Annotated in this window: 6 protein-coding genes; 3 read left to right on the top strand and 3 right to left on the bottom strand. The window is 59.1% G+C overall.

Features of this window, described 5'->3' with window-relative positions; genetic code table 11:
- Positions 1–225: 225 nt before the first annotated feature.
- The 3 genes from EJ576_RS13170 to EJ576_RS13160 are packed head-to-tail and all read left to right on the top strand — an operon-like array spanning position 226 to position 3791.
- On the top strand, positions 226–885 hold the full coding sequence (locus EJ576_RS13170; protein WP_122723627.1) for a paraquat-inducible protein A: 660 nt from the start codon (positions 226–228) through the stop codon (positions 883–885).
- Complete coding sequence (locus EJ576_RS13165) at positions 872–1495, top strand: paraquat-inducible protein A (RefSeq protein ID WP_028618680.1); 624 nt, start codon at positions 872–874, stop codon at positions 1493–1495. Before EJ576_RS13170 ends, EJ576_RS13165 begins: the two co-directional genes overlap by 14 nt.
- On the top strand, positions 1488–3791 hold the full coding sequence (locus EJ576_RS13160) for a PqiB family protein (protein ID WP_126570491.1): 2304 nt from the start codon (positions 1488–1490) through the stop codon (positions 3789–3791). Before EJ576_RS13165 ends, EJ576_RS13160 begins: the two co-directional genes overlap by 8 nt.
- A 167-nt stretch (positions 3792–3958) precedes the next feature.
- Here the strand turns inward: EJ576_RS13160 and mksF are convergent, their stop codons facing one another.
- Genes mksF through mksB form a run of 3 tightly spaced genes read right to left on the bottom strand, consistent with a single transcriptional unit; the run spans position 3959 to position 8770 of the window.
- Positions 3959–6799, bottom strand: coding sequence for an Mks condensin complex protein MksF (gene mksF / locus EJ576_RS13155; RefSeq protein ID WP_028618682.1), 2841 nt, complete (start codon positions 6797–6799; stop codon positions 3959–3961).
- A complete protein-coding gene (mksE, locus tag EJ576_RS13150) occupies positions 6796–7503 on the bottom strand; it encodes an Mks condensin complex protein MksE (RefSeq protein WP_126570490.1) in 708 nt (235 codons plus the stop codon). Before mksE ends, mksF begins: the two co-directional genes overlap by 4 nt.
- A complete protein-coding gene (gene mksB, locus EJ576_RS13145; RefSeq protein ID WP_028618683.1) occupies positions 7493–8770 on the bottom strand; it encodes an Mks condensin complex protein MksB in 1278 nt (425 codons plus the stop codon). The genes mksE and mksB overlap by 11 nt, the downstream gene beginning before the upstream one ends.
- Between the last annotated feature and the right edge of the window lie 180 nt (positions 8771–8950).

Below are 8950 nucleotides of genomic sequence, written 5' to 3'. Positions count from 1 at the left end.
GTAGTGAAACGATGCATCGCCGATGGTAGTGTGGGGTTTCCCCATGTGAGAGTAGGTCATCGTCAAGATTAAATTCCGAAACCCCATTTGCGAAAGCAAATGGGGTTTTGTTTTGGGCGGTCGAAAACTTTGGCACCGCAAATCCCCCGACAAATTTGCACAGTTATTTCTGAACCAGACCACTAGAATAGGCACCTAACCTTTTTTAGAGTCCGAGCCCTACTTATGCCCGATCCGGTTGATGCCCTTGAGGTATCAGATTTACCACTGGACGACCTGGTGGCATGCCATGAGTGCGACTTGCTGATGCGCAAACCAGTGCTCGCCCTCGGCGAAAAAGCCCAATGCCCGCGTTGCGGTTACGAGCTGTACGCTCACCGCCACAACGTCGTTGAGCGAAGCCTCGCCTTGGTGCTGGCGGCGTTGCTGTTGTACATTCCCGCGAACTTTTTGCCGATCATGCAGCTCAATCTACTTGGGCAGTCCTCTGAAGACACCGTGTGGAGTGGCGTCGTCGGTCTGTTTGATACCGGCATGCAAGGCGTCGCCGCTGTCGTCTTCTTATGCAGCATGGGCATTCCCTTGCTCAAGCTACTTTGCCAATTGGCAGTCTTGCTCAGTATTCGCTGGAACATCGGCCGCAGTTATGGACTGTTGTTGTACCGCATTTACCATCACATGAAAGACTGGGGGATGTTGGAGGTCTATCTGATGGGCGTACTGGTAGCGATCGTTAAACTCGCCGACATGGCCGCCATCACTGTGGGTCTCGGTCTTGCCTGTTTTGTAAGCTTATTAATGGTTCAGGTGCTGCTTGAGGTGGTGATGTCGCCCCACCAGATCTGGCAGGCGTTGTCAGGGGAGGATGATCATGCGGGCGATTGATGCAGGCATTCTGATTTGTACCGAATGCCACGAGTTGAACAAACAAGACGCTGATAGCGACGAGCAACTCTGCACGCGCTGCGGTGCACTGATCCATGCGCGCCGCCCCAATAGCCTCACACGCACTTGGGCGTTGCTGATCACTGCGGCGATTTTGTACATCCCCGCTAATCTGCTTCCCATCATGACGATCAATTCCTTGGGGCAGGGGGATCCGAGTACCATCATGGCAGGCGTGATCCAACTGGTGCAGCACGGCATGTTCCCTATTGCTGCCGTGGTGTTTATCGCCAGTATCCTGGTGCCCACGTTCAAGCTGGTCGGCATAGGTCTGCTACTGTTCTCGGTGCAGCGTCACCAACCGCTCTCCGCGCGACAACGTATTGTGATGTACCGCTTTATCGAATTCATTGGCCGCTGGTCCATGCTGGATATCTTCGTGATCGCCATCCTGGTGGCGGTTGTAAACTTTGGGCGGCTTGCCAGTGTCGAGGCCAATCTCGGTGCTGCAGCGTTCGCCAGTGTGGTGATCTTGACGATGCTTGCCGCAGTAACTTTTGATCCCCGACTGATTTGGGATAACACGGAGTCGGACGACGACCATGAGTGATTTGCCTAAAGCTAAAACCCGCCCCGCCTCCAACTGGTCGGCTATTTGGGTGCTGCCCCTGATTGCCCTCATCATCGGTGGATGGCTGGGATGGCGTGCCTATTCCCAACAGGGCATCGATATTCAGGTGCGCTTTGAAAGCGGTGAAGGCATCCAGGTCAACAAGACCGAAGTGGTCTACAAAGGCATGCCGGTGGGTAAGGTCAAGGCCCTGGCCTTGGACGACGAAGGCAACAATCGCGGGGTGATTGCGACCATCGAGATGAACAAGGACGTCGACCAATACCTCAAGACCAACACGCGCTTCTGGCTGGTCAAGCCGAGTGTCAGCCTCGCCGGTATCACCGGCCTGGAAACCCTGGTGTCAGGTAACTACATCGCCGCCAGCCCAGGCGACGGTGAACCGACGCGCAAATTCAAGGCGCTCTCCGAAGAGCCGCCTTTGTCCGACGCCAAACCGGGCCTGCATCTGACCGTCAAAGCCGACCGCCTTGGCTCGCTCAACCGTGGCAGTCCGGTGTTCTACAAACAGATCCAAGTTGGCCAAGTCAAAAGCTACCTGCTCTCTGAAGACCAGAGCACGGTCGAGATCAAGGTCTACATCGAACCGACCTATGCCAGTCTGGTGCGCAAACACACACGTTTCTGGAACGCCAGTGGCATCAGCATCGACGCCAACCTTTCCGGTGTAAAGGTGCGCAGCGAATCCCTTTCTAGCATCGTTGCTGGGGGCATCGCCTTCGCCACGCCGGAGAACCGCAAGGACAGCCCGCCGACTGATCCGAGCCTGCCCTTCCGTTTGTACGAAGATTTCGACGCCGCCGCAGCCGGCATCAGGGTCAAGGTCAAGCTCACCGACTTCGAAGGCCTTCAGGCGGGGCGCACCCCTGTCATGTACAAAGGCATCCAGGTCGGCAGCCTGAAAACCCTGAAGATCAACCCAGACCTTTCCAGTGCCAACGCGGAACTGACACTAGATCCCCTGGCCGAGGATTATCTGGTACAGGACACGCAATTCTGGGTCGTCAAACCGTCTATTTCCCTGGCAGGAATCACTGGGCTTGAAGCCTTGGTCAAGGGTAACTACATCGCCATTCGCCCAGGAGATAAAGGGACCCCACCACAACGGGAGTATGTTGCCCGCGCCAAGGCACCGCCTTTGGACCTGCGTTCCCCTGGCCTGCACATGGTGCTGTTCACCGATAACCTCGGCTCCCTGGATGTCGGCAGCCCCATCCTCTACAAGCAGGTCAAGGTCGGCTCGGTACAGAGCTACCAGTTCTCACGCAAGAACAAGCAATTGGTGATCGGCGTCCACATCGAGAAGGAATACGAAAACCTGGTCAACGGCTCGACGCGCTTTTGGAATGCCAGCGGCGTCACCCTGACCGGTGGCCTCACCGGTGGAATCCAGGTCAAGAGTGAATCCCTGGCCAGCCTGATGGCCGGTGGTATCGCCTTCGAAACCCCAGAGCAGAACGTACCGCTGAAAAAACGCATCCCGCGTTTCCGTCTGTTTGCCGACCGTGAGGCCGCCAACCAGCACGGCACCCTGGTGACCATCAAGGTCGACCGCGCCGACGGTATGCGCCCTGGCACGCCTGTGCGTTTCAAGGGCCTGGACGTGGGCAAGATTGAAAGTGTCGATCTCAGCGCCGACATGCAGTCAGTACTGCTCAGCGCCCGTATCACCCAGGTGGCAGACCGCATTGCACGTGTTGGTAGCCAATTCTGGGTAGTCAAGCCTGAGCTGGGCCTGATGAAAACGTCCAACCTGGAAACCCTGGTCACCGGGCAATACATTGAAGTCCAACCCGCGACGAAAAATGCCGGCCCACAAAAGAGTTTCGTCGCGCTGGATCAACCGCCAGAAGCAGTGCATCAGGAACCTGGCTTGAGCCTGACCCTCAGCGCCGCGCGCCGTGGTTCGCTGAAAGAAGGTGTACCGGTCACTTACCGTGAAGTCACCGTGGGTAAGGTGACCGGCTACGAATTGGGTCAGACCGCAGACCGCGTATTGATCCATATCCTGATCGAGCCTAAATATGCACCACTGGTGCGAGGCGGTAGCCGCTTCTGGAATACCAGTGGGTTTGGCCTCGACTTCGGTCTATTCAAAGGCGCTACTGTGCGTACTGAATCCTTGGAGACGTTGGTTGCCGGTGGCATCGCCTTCGCGACACCGGACGGCGAGCGCATGGGCAGTGCCGCCAGGCCACAACAAACCTTCCCGCTGTTCGACAAGTTTGAAGATGAATGGCTGACCTGGGCGCCTAAAATCCCACTCGGCAAATAAACTGAGTTGTGGCTATCGCGGGCAAGCCCGGCTCCCACATTGGAATGCATATCCCTGTGGGAGCCGGGCTTGCCCGCGATGGGGTCCTTAAAATCACTACACATTTCATGCGCAAAAAAAGGCCGCGATCCGGAAGATCGCGGCCTTTTGCATTTCAGCGAAACAAATCAGACCTCATCCAACTCCGGCTCATCCGCCTGCACATTCATCGTCGCTTTCACCACATCGTGGCGACGGATGTACTTCCAGTCCGCCTCATCGATATAGATCCCGTTCGGTCCGCTGCCACCTTCCAGGTCGATCGCCACCTGGGCTGACACCTGCGGCTTAACACTGGCCAGGATCGGCACAAAACCCAGCTGCAAACTGGTCTCCAGCAAGGCTGCCTGGTTCTTCTCATCGATGTCCGCCGCCTCGTCGAGGTAGTACGGCAAGCGCACGCGTCCGGCCTGGTCGCGGTCCATCAAGTGCAGCAACAAATACATGTTGGTCAACGCCTTGATGGTCATGGTGGTGCCGTTGGACGCGGCACCATCGATGTCGGTATGGATCACCGGCTGGCCATGCACCTTGGTGATCTCGAACGCCAGTTCGAACAAGTCCTTAAGGCCCAACTGGTTATGGTTGGCAGCTACCAGGCGAGCCAGGTATTCCTTGGCTTCTTCGTTCTTGTTGTCCTGCTCGGCACTTTGGCTCAGATCGAACACCGACAGTGTCTCGCCTTCTTCATACTGGCCCGCACTGTGGATGATCTGGTCGATGTGCTTGAGCGCTTCCTTGTTCGGCGCCAGCACGATGCGGAAGCTTTGCAGGTTGGAGACCTGGCGTTTGTTGATCTCACGGTTGAACAACGCCAACTGGTGTTCAAGGCTGTCGTAGTCGCTACGTATATTGCGCAGGGTCCGCGCAATGTCGGTGACCGCCGCACGACGAGCCTTGCCCAGCGTCAGCGCTTCATCGGTACGGTGCGCATAAGCGTTGATCAGCAGTTGCAGGCGACGCTCAACGTCATCCTCGCTGTCGAACTTGGCCACGCCCTTGAGGCGTACCTGGGCGTACAGCGCCTCGATCTGGCCATCGGCGCGCAACAGACCTTGCCAGCTGTCCTGATAGTCATTGAGCAGTGGCAGCAGGTTGTCCATGGAGTCGTCGACCGGGTCCATGAACGGCGTGCCGAACGGCAAGTCTGCCGGCAGCAACTGGCGACGGCGCAGCGCGTCATCCAGTGTGCGTTGCTTGGCTTCCATATCGCCGATCTGACGGCCCACCAGTTGCAGCTTGGCCGACAGTTGCTGAACGCGCTCGGTGAACGCATCGCTGGAGCGCTTCAGTTCATCCTGCGCCGCTTCCATCTGCGCCAGGTTTTCCAGCTTCTCGCCTTCTTCTGCGCTCAGGGTTTGCGCGCGGCGGAAGTCTTCCAGGGCTTTTTGCGCATCCAGCACCTGCTGGTACAACGCTTCGGTCTGGGTTTTGCTCGCGGCGCGGTCAGAGGCTACGGCTTGTTGGGTTTTCAGTTGCTTGAGTTCTTTCTCCAGACGCTCTTTCTGGTCGCGCAACGCCGCGCGATCCGCAAGTGCCTGCAACGCTGGCGGTTCAATGTGGGAGATGTCGATGGACAGCCCCGGCACTTCAAAACGCTCGCCCTTGAAGCCATCGAGGATCTGCTCCAGGGATTTGACCCACTGGCCATCCTCGTCCAGGGTGATGCCGTGCTCGCCCAACGGCAGGCTGAACAACGAACTGTTGAACAGGCGCATCAGACGCTCGACGTCCTGCTGTGAGAATTCCTCCCGCAGCTTGGCGTAGCTGTTGTTGTCGGCGTGATCGAGCTGCTGCTTGACCGACTTCAGGCGCTTTTCCAGGTCGCGCAGACGCTCGTCCAGATCTTCTGCGCTGAACTGTCGGGACTGCGCAAGGGCGCCCGCCAATTCATCGTGGGCATCCTTGGCCGCCAGCAACTGCTGCTCCAGCACTTTCACGTCATCCACCAGCGCAAAGCGATGCTTGAGCACCGACAGCTCGCCCAACCAACGCTGAATACCACTGATCTCACGCTCCAGGCGCATCAACTCCTGGGTGCCGCCGCGCTGGTCGTTCTGCAGCGCGTCCTGCTCGTTACGGTAGTGCTCGGCCTGAATGGTCAGCTCTTCCTTGCGCGCACTGGCGTAGTCCGACCAGGTGCCAAGCAACGAATCGAGCAATGGCGACAGACGATGCAGTTTGCCGCGCAGCACATCGCGCTGGCGAACGCCATTGGACAGGGCCTCGACTAATGGCCCTGCGGCCACCAGCGAGTTGTAATCCTGCTCCATGCGTCTTACATCGCGGAACGCTTCTTCGCACGCGGCGATGTAATCCACGCTGCCGGACCGCAGGCTATGTTCAAACGCATCGAGGAACAGCTGCTTGAGCTTGGCCGCGGTGATTTCGCGCATATGCAGCAGGTTGATAAACAGCGCGCGGAAGGTCTTCAGGCTCTGCTCACTGGTAGAGCGCAGGGGAATCAGCGTGAGGTCCAGCGGGATCGACGTGTGGCCGCCCACCAGCAAACGACGCAGTTCATCCGGCTTGAGTTCGTAGGCTTTCAGGCCTTCGCGCTCAAGGTTGGTGAACAGCTCTTTCTGACGCAGGCAGGTGTCGTTCTTCTGGTAGTGAGCCAAATCCAGCTTGCCCGCATAGGCAAAGAACTGGTGACCGAAACCACCGCCCGGGCCGCGTCCGACCACGCCGATCACGTGCGGGCCGTGGGGCAGCGAGACTTCCACCAGGATGTAGCTGGTGTCGGTGGCAAAGTAGAAGCGCCGCGATTGTTCCAGGGTGTACTTGCCGAAACTCATGTCCGACATGCGCGCCAGGATCGGGAACTGCAAGGCGTTGATCGACGCGGATTTACCCAGGTTGTTTGCGCCATACACCGACAGCGGCTCCTCCAGCGGGAACAAACCCAGGCTGTAACCGGCGGTGTTCAATAGGGCGAAGCGGCGGATGCCGTAGCGTTCCTTACTCATGCATCGGTCTCCTGTTCTTCGGCAATGGCGCGGGACAGGGCGTCTTCTTCGCTTTCGTCCGCAAAGTCACTCAAGTCCAGCGGGTCATCGGTTTTCAGCAATTTCTCATCACTGTCTTCGTCGATGATCACCGGTGCCGGCAGCGGCAACACGCTGTGTACGCTGGCCGCGAGATCACGGTCTTGCTGCACCGACAGGCACACATCAAGGAAACGGTGCATGGGCGGCAGGAAGCGATAGATGCCGTTGTCTTCGCTGGCAAAACCCAGCTGGGTCATGCGGCGCATGATTTTTTCTTCGAGTTCTTCCTGGGTTTGCACTTCGGCCTGGATAAACAGGTCGCGGTACTTCTCCAGCAGCGACGGCAGTTCATCACGCCCCAGGCTGCCACCATCAAGCACGGCAATCGGGTCGCGGCCCTGGTCGGCCAGGTGCTCGACGATGATGAAGGTGAACAACGCCAGGCGCTGGGCGGTCTTGTTCACCTGCGCGGCGGCCACGGCGGTGTCCGGCACGAAGTAGTAGAAGCCACGGGTATCGCACACCAGCTCAAAGCCCAGGGCCTTGAACAGCGTGCGGTACTGGTCCTGGAAGTTCGACAGTTGTGCGTACAGCTCCGGGTCGCGGCGGCTGACGTGATAACCCTTGAACAGCTCGCGAAAGATCGGCGCCAGTTGGGACAGTTCGGATAGATCAAGATGCATGGGGTGTACTCGCAGAGTGCTCGGCGGCGTCGGATCCGGCCGGGAGCAGGGCGAAGGAGCGCAGGCTGACCTGGTGCTCGGTTGTGTGGTACTCGCGGCGTTCCAGGCGTTCGCGCTTGAAGCGTTTTTCGCGGGACAGGCGCGAGAACCAGTACAGCAATTCGTCGGTGGCGCCGTCCGGTTCCTGCTCCAGCAGCCAGGTCATCAGGTCCGGCATCGGCAGCGCGTCTTCGCAGCGCTCGAGCATCTCCTTGACCGTGCGCGGCGCGCGCTGGGCGTCGCCCTTGTGGGACTTGTGCGCCTTGGGGAACCGCGCCGGTTTCGGCTCGAAATTCGCCAGGGCATACACATACGCCTCGACCTGGCTGGCACTGCCGAGAAAGGTACTTTGCGGTCGGGTAAACATCGGCATCGCCGCTTGCGGCACCGCGTCCAGGCCCTTGCGGCGAATCGCCGACAGCGCCAGCGCCGCGCCACGGGTCACGGCGTTGTGCCGGCGCGCTTCTTCACGCAGCGGCAGCAGCAGTTCCCGCGCATGACGCAAGGTCAGCTGGGCGCTGGTCTGCATTTCGAGGATGCGCGCGTGGGTGCGCAGCAGCATGTCGTCGTCCACCAGGTGGCCAAGGCGCTGTTGCTCGGTGAGCATGCGCAGCAGCACATTTTCCACCTTGCGCACGCCTTGCTCGAAGGCGCCATCGGCGTTCACCAGTTGGATCATCGGTTCGACGTATTCGTCCCAGGTCGCCAGGACTTCGGCGTAACGCTGGCGCAACGGGATCTGCCGGTCGCTGGTCTTGGCCCGGTCGGCCACGGCGGCGAGGGCCTGTTCGTCATTGGCGAGCTTTTTCAGCACGTCCCGCACGCGCATGTCGAGCAGGCGAAGTTGGCGGGCGAGGTCGTGGCCATCACGGATGTCGAAGGCGTCCTGGATATAACCGGCCAGGCGCTCAAGGTGGCGCAGGTAGGCTTCGATTTCCAGGCACAGGCCAAGCCGGTGCTCCTTGCGAAGATAAGCCAGGAAGTCATGGATCTGTGCGTTGAGCTCGAAACGGTTCGGGCTCTTGGCGACAGGCACCAGGATGTCCAGGCGAATCCACACGTCCAACAGGCTGGTAATGTCCTGTGGTGTGCTGTCCAGTTGTTGGGCCGCCAATTGCGCGCGCAACTCGCCAAGGCTCAAGGTGCCTTGGTCGAAGTGTTCGCACAATGGCTCAAGCAGGGCCCAGTGTTCGGCGAGGGCGCGCAAGACGCGCTTGGGTTCGATCATCGGAATGGCCGGCTGGTTGGCGATTAAAAGTCGCGATTGTACTGCATCGGACGCGGGATTTATCCACAGCCGGTCAGTGCGCAGTGGGCGATTGTTGCCGAACAGCGGTAGAATCCCCGCTCTTTAGTTATCCACAAGTGGCCGAGCTGTGCTTATCGAGTCCCGACGTCGCGCTTACTT

Origin of the sequence: Pseudomonas sp. C 49-2 (assembly GCF_003970195.1) — a bacterium.
Taxonomy (GTDB): domain Bacteria; phylum Pseudomonadota; class Gammaproteobacteria; order Pseudomonadales; family Pseudomonadaceae; genus Aquipseudomonas; species Aquipseudomonas canadensis.
The sequence above is the reverse complement of the archived record's forward strand: the minus strand, read 5'-3'. Positions and strand labels throughout refer to the sequence as shown.

What these genes read in the sequence shown, in the direction of transcription:
- EJ576_RS13170 (WP_122723627.1), top strand. Translation starts at nt 226, where the DNA reads ATGCCCGATCCGGTTGATGCCCTTGAGGTATCAGATTTACCACTGGAC.
- EJ576_RS13165 (WP_028618680.1), top strand. Translation starts at nt 872, where the DNA reads ATGCGGGCGATTGATGCAGGCATTCTGATTTGTACCGAATGCCACGAG.
- EJ576_RS13160 (WP_126570491.1), top strand. Translation starts at nt 1,488, where the DNA reads ATGAGTGATTTGCCTAAAGCTAAAACCCGCCCCGCCTCCAACTGGTCG.
- mksF (WP_028618682.1), bottom strand. Translation starts at nt 6,799, where the DNA reads ATGAGTAAGGAACGCTACGGCATCCGCCGCTTCGCCCTATTGAACACC.
- mksE (WP_126570490.1), bottom strand. Translation starts at nt 7,503, where the DNA reads ATGCATCTTGATCTATCCGAACTGTCCCAACTGGCGCCGATCTTTCGC.
- mksB (WP_028618683.1), bottom strand. Translation starts at nt 8,770, where the DNA reads ATGATCGAACCCAAGCGCGTCTTGCGCGCCCTCGCCGAACACTGGGCC.